Raw genomic sequence first — 14,120 nt, 5'->3', positions numbered from 1 at the left:
CCCGGGGCCGGACCGGCCACCGCCGGCCGGGCGGGCCTCAGTTCGGGCGGCCGGGCGGGACCAGGCCGGTCTGGTAGGCGATGGCGACGAGCTGGGCGCGGTCGCGGGCGTCGAGCTTGGACATCGCCCGGTGGACGTGGGTGCGGACGGTGAAGGGGCTGACGAACATCCGCTCGGCGATGTCCTCGTTGGTGAGGCCGGTGGCGGCCATCGACATCACCTCGCGCTCGCGGGCGGTGAGGACGGACAGCCGCTCGCTCGTGGAGGCGGCGGAGGCCGGCTCGGGCTGGGCCAGGAACTGGTCGATCACGGCCCGGGTGGCGGCGGGCGAGAGCAGTGCCTCGCCCGCCGCGACGGTGCGGACGGCGGCGAGCAGCTCCTTCGGGTCGGCGCCCTTACCGAGGAACCCGCCGGCGCCCGCGCGCAGCGCCTGGGCCACGTACTCGTCGATCTCGAAGGTGGTGAGGATGAGCACCCGGGTGCCGGACAGCGCCTCGTCACCGCAGATCTCGGCGGTGGCGCCGAGGCCGTCGGTGCCGGGCATCCGGATGTCCATCAGTACGACGTCGGGCCTGGTGGCCCGGGCGAGTTCGACGGCCTCCCGGCCGTCGGCGGCCTCACCGACCACCTCCATGTCCTCCTCCGCGTCGATCAGCAGCCGGAAGGCGCCGCGCAGCAGGGCCTGGTCGTCGGCGAGCAGTACCCGGATGGTCATGCGTGGTCCCTCTCCTCTCGGACCGCGCCGTCCGCTCGGGCGGCGCCGTCCTGTCCTTCGGCTGGTGTCGGGCGATCGGCTGGTGCCGGGCGATCGGTGCGGGCGGCGCGCGCGGCCCTGGCGGCCCGGGCGACGTCGGCGGCGGTGAGGGCGCCCACGGACTCGGGGCCGTCGTCGCGGGCGCCGGTGCGCAGCGGCAGTTCGGCGGTGACCAGGAAGCCCCCGTCGGGCCGCCGGTCGGCACTGAGCCGGCCGCCCACCGCCCCGGCCCGCTCGCGCATGCCGATCAGGCCGAAGCCGCCCTCGCTCGGCGGGTGCTGGGGCAGCGGCACCGCGCGGCGGCGGCCGGTCGCGGTCGGGCGGCCGTTGGCGACGCTGACCGCGACCCGGCTGCCGCTGTAGGCGAGGGTGATCTCGGCGTCGGCGCCGTGGGCGTGCTTGGCCACGTTGGTGAGCGACTCCTGGACGATCCGGAAGGCGGTGAGGTCCACGCCGGGCGACAGCGGGCGGGCCTCGCCCTCGACGGAGAGCCGGATCGGCAGACCGGCCCGCTCGAAGGTGTTGATCAGTTCGGGCAGCCGGTCGAGGCCGGGGGCGGGTTCGAGCGGGGCGCGGTCCTCGGCGCGGCGCAGCAGGCCGACGGTGGCGCGCAGTTCCTGGAGGGCCGAGCCGGTGGCGTCGGTGATGTGGCTGAGCACCTCCCGGGCCTGGACGGGGTGGTTGTCCATGAGGTGGACGGCGATGGCGGCCTGGGCGTTGGCGAGGGCTATGTGGTGGGCGACGACGTCGTGGAGGTCGCGGGCGATCCTGATCCGCTCGTCGGCGACCCGCCGGCGGGCCTCCTCCTCGCGGGTGCGCTCGGCGCGTTCGGCGCGCTCCTCGATGGCCGCGAGGTGGGCGCGGCGGTTGCGGATGGAGTCACCGAGGGCGCCGGGCAGCAGGGCCCAGGCGAGCACGCCGAGCCGTTCGCTGATCGGCCCGCCGGGCCCGAGCAGCAGGGTGATCCCGGTGAGCAGGACGGCGGTGACGACCGAGGCGCGCAGCGCGGTGGCACGGTCGGTGCGGATGGCGAGGAAGTAGAGGGCGAGCAGCAGCGGCGTGGCCACGGTCGGGGTGAGCCGGGGGCTGACCATGGCGAGCGCCATCGTGCAGAGCAGCGTGACGGCGACCACCGCGCGCGGGTGGCGGCGGTGGGCGAGCACGGTGACGGCGGAGAACAGCGCGATGGCGAAGGTGGGCGCGGCGAACGGGGTGAAGTGGCCGCCGTTCTGGTCGATGGTGGCACCGAGGCCGGTGACCGTGATCACGCCCGCGCCGCCTGCCGCGTCGAGCAACCGGGGATGGTCGCGGCGCAGGCGCTGCCAGATGTCGCTCATGCTCGTGCTCTCCGGTCGGGGGACGCTGGTCGCGCCCGCGCCCGGGCATCGCCAGTTCGTGCCGCGCCGCTCCCGGTGGGAGCGGCGGGCGGGGTCGGGGGCTCCGGACGTACGGCGGTCCCCGACAGCAACGGTAACGGTTGGGGTTCGAACCGCTGTCCGAGCCGTACGGGATCGGTCCGAGGGGGGTCGGGCCGTACGGGGTCGGGCCGCGCGGGGTCGGGCCGAGGGACGGTGCCCGGCCCGGGCCCGCGTGGTGGCGGGGCCGGGCCGGGCCGCAGCGCCCTAGACGGTGACGGACTCCCGGGCCGGGGCCGGCTCCGGGGCGGCGGTCACGAGCTTGCTGCCCTCGACGTCCACGTCCGGTATCAGGCGGTCGAGCCAGCGCGGCAGCCACCAGGCGCGGCGGCCGAGCAGGGCGAGGACGGCCGGGACGATGGTCATCCGGACGATGAAGGCGTCGAAGGCGACGGCCGCGGCGAGGCCCAGGCCCATCATCTTGATCATCGGCTCGCTCATCCCGATGAAGCCCGCGAAGACGGCGATCATGATGAACGCGGCGGCGGTGACCACCCGGGCGTTGTGCCGGAACCCGGTGACGATCGCCTCACCGGGCTCCTCGCCGTGGACGAAGCCCTCGCGGATGCGGGTGACCAGGAACACCTCGTAGTCCATGGCGAGGCCGAAGACCACACCGATCATGAAGATCGGCATCATGCTCATCACCGGGCCGGTCTGCTCCACGCCGATCAGGTTGGCCAGCCAGCCCCACTGGAAGACCGCGACCACGGCGCCGAGCGCGGCGACCACCGACAGCAGGAAGCCGAGCGCCGCCTTCAGCGGGACGAGGAGCGAGCGGAAGACGATCATCAGCAGGATGACGGCGAGGCCGACGACCACGGCGAGGTAGGGCACCAGCGCGTCGGACATCTTCTGCGACACGTCGATGTTCATCGCCGTGGTGCCGCTGACCAGGACCGTCGCCCCGGTGGCCGTCTTCAGGCCGGCCGCGTCGTGCCGGATGGCGTGCACGATGTCCTTGGTCTCGGCCTCGCTCGGGCCGGTCGCCGGGACGGCGTTGAGCAGGGCCGTGTCGCCCGCCTGGTTGAACATCGGCGGGGTCACCGCGATGACCCCGGGCAGACCCGAGACCTTCTTGGCGACCTCGTCGGCGGCGGCCTTCGGGTCGGCGACGCCCTTGGCGTCCACCATGACCGTCAGCGGGCCGTTGAAGCCGGGGCCGAAGCCCTCGGAGAGCAGGTCGTACGCGCGGCGCTGGGTGGTGGAGGTGGGCTTGGACTCGTCCCCCGGCAGGCCGAGCCGCAGGTCGAGCGCCGGGGCGGCGAGCACCCCGAGGCCGATCACGCCACCGAGCAGCACCGCGAGCGGGCGGCGCAGGATGAAGCGGGCCCAGCGGGCACCGCCGTTCTCCTTCGCGCCCGGGGCCGCCGCACCGCGGGCCTTGCGGGCCTTGCGCGGCAGCACCTTGCGGCCGAGGAAGCCGAGCAGCGCGGGCACCAGGGTGAGCGCGACCAGCACGGCTATGACGACCGTCCCGGCGGCGGCCATGCCCATCTTGGCCAGGATCGGGATGCCGACCACGGAGAGGCCGGCGAGCGCGATCACCACGGTGAGGCCCGCGAAGACCACCGCGGACCCGGCCGTGCCGACCGCCCGGCCCGCCGCCTCCTGGGGCGTCCGGCCCTCGGCGAGCTCGGCGCGGTAGCGGGAGACGATGAACACCGCGTAGTCGATACCGACCGCGAGGCCGAGCATCATCGCGAGCGTGCCGGTGGTGGTGGAGAGCCCGAGCGTGCTGCCGAGCGCGGTGATCAGCGCCATGCCGAGGCCGACGCCGATGACGGCGGTGAGCAGCGGCAGGCCGGCCGCGAGCAGCGAGCCGAAGGTGATCACCAGGACGACGGCGGACAGCGCCATGCCGATCGCCTCGCTGCTGCCGCCCGCGTCGGGCTTGGCCATCAGCGCGGTGCCGCCGATCTCGACCTTGAGGCCGGCGTCCCGCCCGTGCTGGGCGGCCTGCTCCAGGGTGTCGGTGGCGGTCTTGGAGACCTCGCCGGCCTTGGCGGAGTAGCTCACCGTGGCGTAGGCGGTGGTGCCGTCCGCGGAGACGGCGCCCTTCATCTTGAACGGGTCCACCGCGCTGGTGACCTGCTCGGAGCCGGCGAGCTCGCCGACCGTGCGCTCGACGGCCTGCTGGTTCGGCGCGGCGGTGATCTTCTGGCCGGAGGGGGCGACGAACACCAGGCGCGCCGAGGCCCCGTCGGCGTGGCCGCCGGGGAAGCGCTCGTTCATCAGGTCGAAGGCCTTCTGCGCCTCCGTGCCGGGCATCGCGAAGCCGTCGTCGGGTGCGGCGGGCGCCTTGGCCGCGAGGACTCCGACGGCCGCCAGCACGGCGACCCAGAGGAAGGTCACCAGCCGGCGCCGGACGAAGGTCCATCGGCCCAGACGGTAGAGGAACGTGGCCACGGGAGAGCGGACTCCTTCGGATGCGGTTCTCGGGATCGGGAGGTGCCGCGGCCGGCCGGACGTCCTGGTGGACGCGGTCCGCCGCAGCATGACCAATCCTTGATCGCCGACCCCTACTCCGTCGTCGTCCCTGCGCAGGCCGTTTGCGTACTGCGGACGCAGTAGTGCCCTCCCCCGTACGGAGGAGCGCGCGTCCTACCCCGGAAGCAGCCCCCGGACCTGCGGCGGAAGCAGATCCGGTCACCCAAGCGGTCCGCGGCGGCGGGCCGCGGACCGGTGGGCGAAGTAGCGTGATGTGCCTGACCCGTCCGCTGACGTGCGGTTCGGGAGGATCCGACCCGATCGGTGCTGCTTTCGCAGCCCGCCGCCGGAGGTGCCCCATGGGCGTTCCAGCCGCCCGCATCGTGTTCGACGAGAGCGACCGTGCGGCCGTCGCCGAAGCGGTGACCGAGATGCTCACCACCGGCGCGCTGACCCTCGGTCCGTGGACCGAGCGCTTCGAGCAGGCCTTCGCCACCGAGCACGGCGCCTCGCACGCCGTCGCGGTGAGCAGCGGCACGGCGGCGCTGGAGGTGATCCTGCGCGGCATCGACGTCCGGGGCCGCGACGTGGTCGTCCCCGCCGTCACCTTCTACGCGACCGCCGGCGCGGTGGTGCACGCGGGCGGGCGTCCGGTCTTCGCCGACGTCGACCCGGCCACCCTCGCGCTCTCCCCCGAGACCCTGGAGGCGGCGCTCACCCCGGACACCGCCGCCGTCGTCCTGGTGCACATCGGCGGGCTGGTCGGCCCGCAGGTCACCGCGGTGCGGGCGCTGTGCGACCGGCGCGGTATCCCGCTGGTCGAGGACGCCGCGCACGCCCACGGCAGCAGCTTCGACGGGCGCGCCGCCGGGACCTTCGGCCTGGCCGGGGCCTTCTCCTTCTACCCGACCAAGGTCACCACCAGCGGCGAGGGCGGGATGATCCTCACCGAGTCGCCGGAGCTGCGCGACGAGGCCCGGATCTACCGCGACCAGGGCAAGGGCTCCTTCACCACCAACCACCACGTGAAGCTCGGCTACTCCTGGCGGATGAGCGAGCCGCACGCCGCGATCGGGGCGGTGCACCTGCGCCGGCTGAAGGAGTTCATCGAGACCCGCCGGGCCGTCGCCCGCCGCTACGACGCGGCGCTGGCCGGGCTGGACGGCCTCGACCCGGTGCTCGAACCGCCCGGCTGCCGGGGCAACTACTACAAGTACGTGGCGCTGCTGCCGCCCGGGGTGGACCGCGCGGAGTTCAAACGGGCGGTGGCCGAGGAGCACGGGGTGCGGCTGTCCGGCGAGGTCTACGACCTGCCGCTGCACCTCCAGCCGGTGCTCGCCCCCTACCGGCGCGGGCCGCTGCCGGTGGCCGAGGACGTCTGCGCCCGGCAGGTCTGCCTGCCGGTGCACTCCGACATGACCGATGACGAGACGGAGCAGGTGGTCGACGCCGTCTCCGCGGTGTACCGGCGCCTGGCCGGGTAGCCGGAGCGAAGGGAGCAGGATCGTGCGGATAGCCGTCACCGGAGGCTGCGGGTTCATCGGTTCACACGTCGTGGACCACCTGATCGCGGCCGGCCACGACGTCCTCGCGGTGGACACCACCGACAAGTACCTCAACCCGGACGCCGAGCACGCGCGGCTCGACATCCTCGACCTCGGGGCCCTCACCGCGGCGCTGGCCGGCAGCGAGGTGGTCTACCACCTGGCCGCCATGGCCGACGTCGAGCAGGTCTCCGCCGACCCCGTCCGCGCGGTGCGGACCAACATCGACGGCACCGAGGCCGTCCTGGAGGCCGCCCGGCGCAGCGGCCTGAGCCGGACCGTGCTGGCGAGCACCGTCTGGGTCTACGGGGCCGCCCTCACCGACGGGCAGATCGACGGCGGCGAACAGGAGCTGGACGAGCACGTGCCGATCGAGCTGGAGCACAGCGGCCATCTGTACGTCGCCACCAAGCTCGCCGCCGAGATGCTGGTGCACAGCTACCGCGAGCTCTACGGGCAGCACTTCACCATCCTGCGCTACGGCATCCCGTACGGCCCCCGGATGCGGGACGAGCTGGTCGTCGCCCGGTTCGTCCAGGCCGCGCTGACCGGCCGGCCGATCACCATCGCCGGGGACGGCCGGCAGAGCCGCAACTTCGTCTACGTCGAGGACCTCGCCGACGCCCACGTCCGGGCCCTCTCCCCCGCCGCCGAGGACCAGACCTTCGCGCTGGAGGGCTCGGCGGCCGTCTCGGTGCGGGACATCGCCGACACCGTGGACGCCCTGCTGGGGCCCGTCACCATCGAGCACATCGACGGGCGGAAGGCCGACTACGCGGGGCGGCGGATCTCCTCGGCACAGGCGAAACGGCTGCTGGGCTGGTCGCCGAGCACCAACTTCACCGCCGGCGTGCGGCAGTACGCGGACTGGTACCGGGCCGCCGTCGGCTCGGCCGCCGGCGCCTGACGGGGGCCGCCCGATGCCGCACGCCCTGCTGGTCTCCGGCTCGCTCGGGCAGGGCCACGACGTGATGGCGCAGGCCTGCGCGGACACCCTGCGGGAACGCGGCTGGACCACCGGCACGGTCGACGCCATGGCCCTGCTCGGGCAGCGCTCCGGCGCGGCCGGGGAGGCGGTGTTCCGCCGGCTGCTCGACCTGCCCGGGGTGTACGACGCCTTCCACTTCTCGGCGCTGCGGCCGGGCGCCCGGCTCGCCCTGCTCGCCGACGCGGCGGCCCGCGCCCGGCTGGTCCCGGCGCTGCGGGAGCTGATCGCGGCGCAGCGGCCGCAGCTGGTGGTCTCGGTGTTCGCCACCGCGACCTCGGCTGTCAACCGGCTGCTGCGGCAGGCACCGGAGCGGGAGTTCCGGCACTTCGTGTTCTGCACCGACGTGACGCCGCACCGGCTCTGGGTGCAGGAGGGGACGGACCTGTTCCTGGTCACCTCGGAGGTCGCGGCGTGCGCGGTGCGGCGGTACCGGCCGGACGCCGACGTCGCCGTCGTGCCGGCGCCGCTGCGGCAGCCGTTCTACCGGCCGCCGGAACGGGCCGCGGCGCGCGCCGAGTTGGGCGTGCCGGCGGGCGCCGCCTGCGTGCTGCTGATGTCGGGCTCCTGGGGGCTCGGCCCGCTCGCCCGCACCGCCGCCTCGCTGGCCGCCGCAGGCCCGCACGTGCTCGCGGTGGCCGGGCGCAACCGGGAGCTGGAGCGCCGGCTGCGGACCGCCGCGCGCCGGGAGCCCCGGCTGCACCCCTTCGGCTACACCGACCGCGTCCCCGCGCTGATGGCCGCCGCCGACCTGGTGGTCACCAGCTCGGGCGACACCTGCAGCGAGGCCCGGGCGCTGGGTCGGCGGCTGCTGCTCCTAGACGTGGTGCAGGGGCACGGGCGCGACAACCTCCAGCACGAGCTGGAGCTCGGCCACGCCGACGTCGCCACCGCCCGCCCCGCCGAGGTGGTCCGCAACGCCCTGGCCGCCCTCGGCCGCCCCGAGCCCGCACCGTCCGCCGGCGCCACACCGGAGGCGTGGCGCCGGGGCTTCGCAAGGGCGCTGGAACGAGTCGGGCTGGCGGCCATGGGGCACCTCGATCGGTGACGAACCGCTCAGCCCGCTTCTCCTTCCGGCGCGCTCCCACAAGCCCGTGTCAGGGATGGTCTCCCTCATCGCCGAAGGCCATCTGCTCCCACGCCCTGCCATAGGCCATAGCGGCAGTCAGCTGGTGGACCGCTGCCGACACCGACCTGCCTGGCCCTCGGAGCTTCTTGCCCCCCGCCCCGAAACGGTGGTCGGCCGCAGAACCGAACTCCTCGACCTTCGCTGACCCTTTCCTCATCCGCACGGCCATTCCGTTCAGCTCCTCACCGAACCTCCGGACTTCGGGAGCACGCTTGTCCTTCGGTACCGCGTCGGCCAGCGAGACCACGGTCCTCACCCTGAGGTCGATTCCCGCCACGCTTTCCGCGAACCTCTCCGCTGCCGCCTCCAGCTCGACCACCGGCGAGGACACCGCTCTCCCGAATGAACCCAGCGCAGCCGCTTTTGCGCCCACCGGATCACCCGACCGGGCGATTCGACGCTCCACCTCGTCCGCCGTATCAGCTGCCTTCCCAATGGTCTCGATCAGCGTCGTCACGGCATCCATGTCGACCAGAAGCGACCTCAGCTGATCGTCCAGCTTGGAAATCTGGTCCAGAATCCTGGGCTCGGCCAGGCCGTCATCATATGGAGCGGGAGGTACGGCACCGCCGCCTCCGGACGGAAGCAGCTTCCGCAGGATCCCCGGCGGCAAAGCCCCGGAAAAACTGTCCGTCAGCCCTCCTGCGACAACTCGTTCCAGGTCCTTCCGGACATCGACGAGTCCAGCCTCCGTCCGCTTGAACTTGAGAGTTCGGATCGAGGGAAGGTCGAAGGGTACCCTTCCGTGTTCGCCGATTTGGATCGTCGGCCGACCGGCCAGATGGCGAAGCGCCAGTCCGTAGATGACGCTTGGGTCCCCTCCGCTCAAGTCCGCAATGGCGATTTCATCCCGCACCAGGTGCTCGAGCAACTCGTCGGTGATCGCTCCGGAGTGGGCGATCTGGTCGGCCCTGACGGGCTCGATGCCGTACTTGCGGCACACCGGGTCAACCACCTTCTCTAAGGTCGTCAGGTAGTTCTCGTACGCCTTGAGTGCGGAACTCCCCGACGGCGCCAGACTATTACCGATCGGCCCGATCATGAGGCATCTCACCCGAGTGCTGTGGAGGTCCGTCGATCCCCTGGTCCGGTCCATCACGACACATCCTCCTGACAGGGAGTGTCCGACCCCCATCGAGCCGCAAAATCGGCACCTTCCGCCATGTCGGCCGCGTAGATCGGACGCTCTTCGATTCCGAGAGCCCGCAGCAGGAGAGCCGTCGGGATCCGGTAACACCGTCCGAACCTCAGCACCAGGCAGGGGAAACGACCGGCATGAATCATCTTGTACGCGGTGGCGACGCAGACACCGAACGCTCGGGCCGCCGTCCGCACGTCCACGGTCAGAGGCAGCTCGAAGGCTTCCGCGAAGGTAACAGGTCTCGCTGTCATCGCCGTCCGTCCTCCGGGTGAAGAAAAAGTCGACCGACCAGTCTTCCGCGATCCTCGGCGAGCCGGCTGAGAACGATCTCCCGCAGACCGAGACGTTCCGCGATCGATCCGATACGCTCACCCTCAACGCGTTGTCGGAGAACCGTGGACGACGTCCTCGGCGCGACCTCATCCGAATGCACAAGACTGGGAAGAACCGGCCAGATTTTGGCCGCCTTCACTCCGTTCCGAGCCGATGGGCAGGAATCAATCTGGTCGGCCGCCATCGTGGCAAGATCACCACAAGAATGCTCCCGAGAGAACCTTCGACCGTAGGCCCAGGCCTTGCCCCTGCAGAACCTGAGCAGATCACCCCCGATGGATGGACTTTCCGGATCCACCGCCTCCAGCGCCGCCAGCACAGCAAGAGCCGTCTCCGCTTCGACGTCATCGCGGTCGACCCCGAAGCGCTCGGAAATCTGCCGAACGGTGCGTCGCACACCGGGGAATGCCAACCAGGTCAAAATGACCCTCCAATCCGCTGCGTTCCCTGTCTCCGGGCAGTCTCCGCACCGAAGAATCGCCTCGCGCCAGATGGCCCGTCGGATCTCCTCGTCCGGTGGGTCCTGATACAGCGCTTCCCTTGCCGCTCGGATGGAAAGCGCTACGTGAGTCCCTTCGAAAAGGAACAGGAAGCGAAACTCCGCCCGACTGTCGAGCAGTTCGATACGGCCGTCTAGAGAGGCCTCCAGCCCCGTCCTTCTTCCCAGGTTCACGAGGCCGCCCCCTTCTTTCGCTGCCCACCACACAAGGCTTCCGAAGCCCTGTTACATACCTGCACAAGTCGAACCAGCGCCGCGCAGATCCTCGTGTACACCGTCACGGGCTCCGGCTCTCGAGTGCGGACCGCGGGCAGGAGCGATTCACCTGCGATGTTGTAGTAGTGCACACCGCCGGACACCCGGCCGGAAATCGCGACGCTTTCCTCGGCTAGCTGGGCGCGCACTTCCGGCGCCTGACGTCGGCACTGGTCAACCTCCTGCTCATCCATCGATTCGCCGCCGCTTCGGGACCCAGGGATTCGTGTAGTGCAATCCTCCGGCCACGTCCCCCACTACACCGATTCCGTTCTTGACGTCCTGCCGGAAGCTCCTCCTGGCGAGCTCCAACGGCGTCGGGATTCCTCCCGGTCGCCCCTCAGGAGATGATCCCGATTTTTCTTCCGGCTTCCCACCCAATCCACTTCTCAGCAACTCCCCGGAAAGCCTCGGAACATACACCCAGGCGCGCTGGGAGAACTCTTTTCCGTCGACCTCCGCCAGTACCTCGGTGAACTCATCCGGAGACAACCCGACGTATCCGCCGAGCACCGCGTCCTCGTAAGCCCGATCGGAGAGGACCGCGACCACATCGGTTTTCGCGCCACCCGCCATGAGAGCTTTCCGCAGTGGCCTGCAATCCAGCAGACGATGCAGATCGTTCCGCGCCGATCCTTTTCCGCAGACCTGATCAGCGGAATTCGCCACAGGCCCGACGTGGACGCTGATGCGAAAACGGATGCCAGGCCCCTTGGACACCTGGTTGTACCGACCGACCACTGCCTCCATGGTCGACAGGAAGGGAGAGATCACGAAAGGCAGATGGGCGGGATCGAACCCGATCGCAATTCCGTCACCGGAACTCTCCGAGAAGTACCCGTTCTGCCTGAGGCCACCTAGCCCGGCTGATTCGAGTGCCCGGTCCACAAGAGCGGGGACAAGCTCGCTCGTAGGGGCGTGCAGTAGTGAGGGGAGTCTGGTATAGCCCATGGCATCCACCGCCACCATCGCAGCATAGCGGGAGAGCGGAACACTTTTCGACCAGGGCAACGGAATTTCCTGGAACGACATGTGACCTCCTGAAATTCACTGGTTCTCCGGCCCACTGCCGGCCAGCTGGCCACAAGAATTTCCAGCGGAAGCCGCGGCTAATGCACAGCACTGTGCACAACAGCCTTTTGTGGCGCTCCTCACAATTCGATCTAACGTGCGCAATGGCGCACGCGTCCCACCCCTCTCGCCATGTCGCGCAGTGCACGGATGTCCTTGATCTCGAGGGCCTCCCGCCCGGTAGCAACGGTTCCCGCATCCTTCAGGCCTTTCAGGACAGGACACAGTGCGTTTCTGGTGACCCCGACCGCTTGCGCGAGCACCTCCCGAGTCAGCCCCTCGATCTTCATCGTGGAACCGTTTCCGGCGAGATACAGCAGAGTTCGCGCCAATCCGACCTCCAATGAATGGTCCTTGAGCCAGATGCGCGCGAGTGCGGCATCGACCCGCTGCCCCTGCTCCCACACCAGCAGCTCGCGGGTGAAATCGCCTTTCTGAACCATCATCAGGAAGTCATCGCATCGCACCATCACGGCCTTGCACGACCCCAGCGCCGTCACATCGGCATTCCTCGGTTTACCGGCCAGCACCGACATTTCACCGAGCAGGTTCATCGGCCCCCTGAACGCCATCCATCTGCTGCGCCCGTCGGCGAGTCGCCGAACGACACGCACGAAGCCGTGAGTCAGCAGTAGAACATGATCCCCCCTGCTCCCCTGACCCAGGATCAACTCTCGGTTTTTGTAGTTGACTTCTCTCCCTCTGCGTCGAAATTCATCCACCAACTTCTGCATCGCTGCTCCTCGAGCGCCCAGGGCAAGCCATCCCTGCCCTCCACTCAGATTTGTACCGTTTTCATCCCGCCAGTTCCGGAAGGCACGGCACAGCGACGAAGCGCGCCCCGCGTGTTCCCAGGCGGCTACCTCCGGCCGGGGACCCCAATCCCGAGAGAACCACCGCCGGGAAACAGCACCACCCGGTGGTCGCGGAGGGGGCCGAGGGTGAGGCGGTGGGTGCGGCAGTGGGCGGCGATCAGTGGGAGGGCGGCGAGGGTGGCGCGCCAGGAGCCGGGGGCGGAGGTGCAGTCGGAGTCGTGCAGCAGGAGGGTGGCGCCGCCGGTGAGGCCGGGGCGGGCGGTCGCGTAGACGGACTCGCCGGTGGCCTCCGCCGTCCAGTCGCGGCCCCAGGCCGTCCACAGCACGCTGCGCAGGCCGAGCCGGCGGGCGGCCAGGGCCGGGCCGGCGGTCAGGACGCCGTACGGCGGGCGGTACCAGCGCGGGCGGGCGCCGCAGAGTTCGGTCACGGCCTCGCTGGCGCGGCGCAGTTCGCGCAGGTCGCGGGCGGGGGCCGGGTACCACTGCTGCCGGTGGTGCCAGCCGTGGACGGCCGCCTCGTGGCCGCGCAGCACCAGCTCGCGGCCGAGCCCGGGGGCGCGCTCCAGCATCGCGCCGAGCAGGAAGAAGGTGGCGCGGGCGCCGAGTTCGTCCAGCGCGTCGAGGACGTACGGGGTGCTGGCCGGATCGGGGCCGTCGTCGAAGGTCAGGGCGACGTGGCCGGGCGCGGCGCCGTGGCCGGCGGTGCGGCGGGCCAGGGTGCGGCGCAGTGGCGGCAGGCGGACGGCGGCCGGGGCGAGGTGCAGGAACTCCGCGCCGACGGCGAGGGCAGTGGCGGCGACGGCGGCGGTGCCCGTCCGGTGCACGGCGGCGGCGCTCACTCGAAGCGGGCGGCCATCCGGCGGAACACGCCCGGTGCCACCCCGTGGAGGCGGGACGGGAAGCCGAGCCAGTGCGGGACGTAGAGGCGGTCGCGTTCGGTGGTGATGGTCGCCACCACCGCGTCCGCGACCCGGTCCGCCGGGACCAGCCTCGGCCAGTCGCGCTCGTACGGGGTGCCGCGCCGCTCGAAGAACGGGGTGTCCACCGCGCCGGGGAGCACCAGGCGCACCCCGACGCCCGTGCCGCGCAGCTCGTACCAGAGGCTCTCGGCGAACATCGTCAGCGCGCCCTTGGTGGCCGCGTAGCCGGACTCCTCCCGCGAGCCGACCTGGCCGACGATCGAGCCGAGCAGCACGATCCGGCCGCGGCGGCGCTCCAGCATGCCGGGCAGCAGCAGCCGGACCAGGCGCAGCGGGGCGGCGAGGTTGACCTCGATCATCCGGTCCAGGGTGTCGGAGGGCGTCTGCGCGTACGGGCCGCGCCAGCCCAGGCCGGCGCTCGCGACCAGGGCGTCCACCCGGCCGGTGTCGGCCAGGGCGGCCTCGGCGAGGCGGGCCGGGCCGTCCGGCTTGCTCAGGTCCTCGGGCAGGGCGCGGCCGCCGGTGCGGTCGGCGAGTTCGTCGAGGCGGGCGCGGTCGGTGCCGGAGAGCAGGGTGAGCCAGCCGGCGTCGGCCAGGCGGGTGGCGGTGGCGCGGCCGATCCCGGAGGAGGCGCCGGTGATCAGCGCGACGGGGCGGTCGGCCGGGTCCGGCGGGGGCTTCAGGGCCTTCCGGTCCGCGGGAGCCGCGAGGTCGGTGACCTCCTTCGGGTCCGACCGCCGGGGTCGGGAGTGGGGCTCCTCCGCCATCGGGCACCTGCCGCTCTGTGACCGCCTAGCCGTCCGTTTTGTCCGGCAAGTCACCTTCGCAC

14 protein-coding genes are annotated in these 14,120 nt (G+C 71.5%); 3 read left to right on the top strand and 11 right to left on the bottom strand.

The features are described 5' to 3' along the window. Window positions 1-37: 37 nt before the first annotated feature. The 3 genes from ACFVU7_RS21825 to ACFVU7_RS21815 all read right to left on the bottom strand — a co-directional run bounded on the left by ACFVU7_RS21825 (window position 38) and on the right by ACFVU7_RS21815 (window position 4,578). Entirely contained in the window at window positions 38-715 is a 678-nt protein-coding gene (locus tag ACFVU7_RS21825; RefSeq protein ID WP_388046532.1) for a response regulator, read from the bottom strand. After that, a complete protein-coding gene (locus ACFVU7_RS21820) occupies window positions 712-2,091 on the bottom strand; it encodes a sensor histidine kinase (protein WP_074004856.1) in 1,380 nt (459 codons plus the stop codon). Before ACFVU7_RS21820 ends, ACFVU7_RS21825 begins: the two co-directional genes overlap by 4 nt. Before the next feature lie 285 nt (window positions 2,092-2,376). Further along, window positions 2,377-4,578, bottom strand: coding sequence for an MMPL family transporter (locus tag ACFVU7_RS21815; protein WP_049658035.1), 2,202 nt, complete (start codon window positions 4,576-4,578; stop codon window positions 2,377-2,379). Window positions 4,579-4,958: 380 nt separating this feature from the next. On the opposite strand from ACFVU7_RS21815, the gene ACFVU7_RS21810 reads away from it, so the two are divergent. The 3 genes from ACFVU7_RS21810 to ACFVU7_RS21800 are packed head-to-tail and all read left to right on the top strand — an operon-like array spanning window position 4,959 to window position 8,176. After that, window positions 4,959-6,083, top strand: coding sequence for a DegT/DnrJ/EryC1/StrS aminotransferase family protein (locus ACFVU7_RS21810; RefSeq protein WP_074004857.1), 1,125 nt, complete (start codon window positions 4,959-4,961; stop codon window positions 6,081-6,083). A 22-nt stretch (window positions 6,084-6,105) separates the two neighbouring features. Then, entirely contained in the window at window positions 6,106-7,050 is a 945-nt protein-coding gene (locus tag ACFVU7_RS21805) for an NAD(P)-dependent oxidoreductase (RefSeq protein WP_049658039.1), read from the top strand. Window positions 7,051-7,063: 13 nt separating this feature from the next. Beyond that, window positions 7,064-8,176 carry a glycosyl hydrolase gene (locus ACFVU7_RS21800; protein ID WP_074004858.1) on the top strand — a complete coding sequence of 371 codons (1,113 nt, stop codon included), beginning with the start codon at window positions 7,064-7,066 and terminating at the stop codon, window positions 8,174-8,176. 49 nt (window positions 8,177-8,225) lie between these two features. On the opposite strand, the gene ACFVU7_RS21795 is transcribed toward ACFVU7_RS21800, so the two are convergent. The 8 genes from ACFVU7_RS21795 to ACFVU7_RS21760 form a co-directional block, all read right to left on the bottom strand. Beyond that, the gene (locus tag ACFVU7_RS21795; RefSeq protein WP_074004859.1) at window positions 8,226-9,356 is read right to left on the bottom strand and encodes a hypothetical protein; all 1,131 of its coding nucleotides are present in this window, start codon (window positions 9,354-9,356) and stop codon (window positions 8,226-8,228) included. Continuing rightward, entirely contained in the window at window positions 9,353-9,649 is a 297-nt protein-coding gene (locus tag ACFVU7_RS21790; protein WP_074004860.1) for a helix-turn-helix domain-containing protein, read from the bottom strand. Before ACFVU7_RS21790 ends, ACFVU7_RS21795 begins: the two co-directional genes overlap by 4 nt. Next, window positions 9,646-10,404, bottom strand: coding sequence for a hypothetical protein (locus tag ACFVU7_RS21785; RefSeq protein ID WP_388046528.1), 759 nt, complete (start codon window positions 10,402-10,404; stop codon window positions 9,646-9,648). Before ACFVU7_RS21785 ends, ACFVU7_RS21790 begins: the two co-directional genes overlap by 4 nt. Then, complete coding sequence (locus tag ACFVU7_RS21780) at window positions 10,401-10,679, bottom strand: hypothetical protein (protein WP_143204663.1); 279 nt, start codon at window positions 10,677-10,679, stop codon at window positions 10,401-10,403. Before ACFVU7_RS21780 ends, ACFVU7_RS21785 begins: the two co-directional genes overlap by 4 nt. Continuing rightward, window positions 10,672-11,517 (bottom strand): hypothetical protein, encoded by an 846-nt coding sequence (locus tag ACFVU7_RS21775; RefSeq protein ID WP_074004861.1) that lies wholly within the window; start codon window positions 11,515-11,517, stop codon window positions 10,672-10,674. Before ACFVU7_RS21775 ends, ACFVU7_RS21780 begins: the two co-directional genes overlap by 8 nt. A 131-nt stretch (window positions 11,518-11,648) precedes the next feature. Continuing rightward, the gene (locus ACFVU7_RS21770; RefSeq protein WP_074004862.1) at window positions 11,649-12,290 is read right to left on the bottom strand and encodes a Crp/Fnr family transcriptional regulator; all 642 of its coding nucleotides are present in this window, start codon (window positions 12,288-12,290) and stop codon (window positions 11,649-11,651) included. Between the two features lie 125 nt (window positions 12,291-12,415). Then, window positions 12,416-13,210 carry a polysaccharide deacetylase family protein gene (locus ACFVU7_RS21765; protein WP_388046525.1) on the bottom strand — a complete coding sequence of 265 codons (795 nt, stop codon included), beginning with the start codon at window positions 13,208-13,210 and terminating at the stop codon, window positions 12,416-12,418. Then, on the bottom strand, window positions 13,207-14,058 hold the full coding sequence (locus tag ACFVU7_RS21760; protein ID WP_074004863.1) for an SDR family oxidoreductase: 852 nt from the start codon (window positions 14,056-14,058) through the stop codon (window positions 13,207-13,209). Before ACFVU7_RS21760 ends, ACFVU7_RS21765 begins: the two co-directional genes overlap by 4 nt. Window positions 14,059-14,120 lie beyond the last annotated feature (62 nt).

The organism is Kitasatospora sp. NPDC058046 (assembly GCF_042885595.1).
In the GTDB taxonomy this organism is placed as follows: domain Bacteria; phylum Actinomycetota; class Actinomycetes; order Streptomycetales; family Streptomycetaceae; genus Kitasatospora.
The sequence above is the reverse complement of the archived record's forward strand: the minus strand, read 5'-3'. Positions and strand labels throughout refer to the sequence as shown.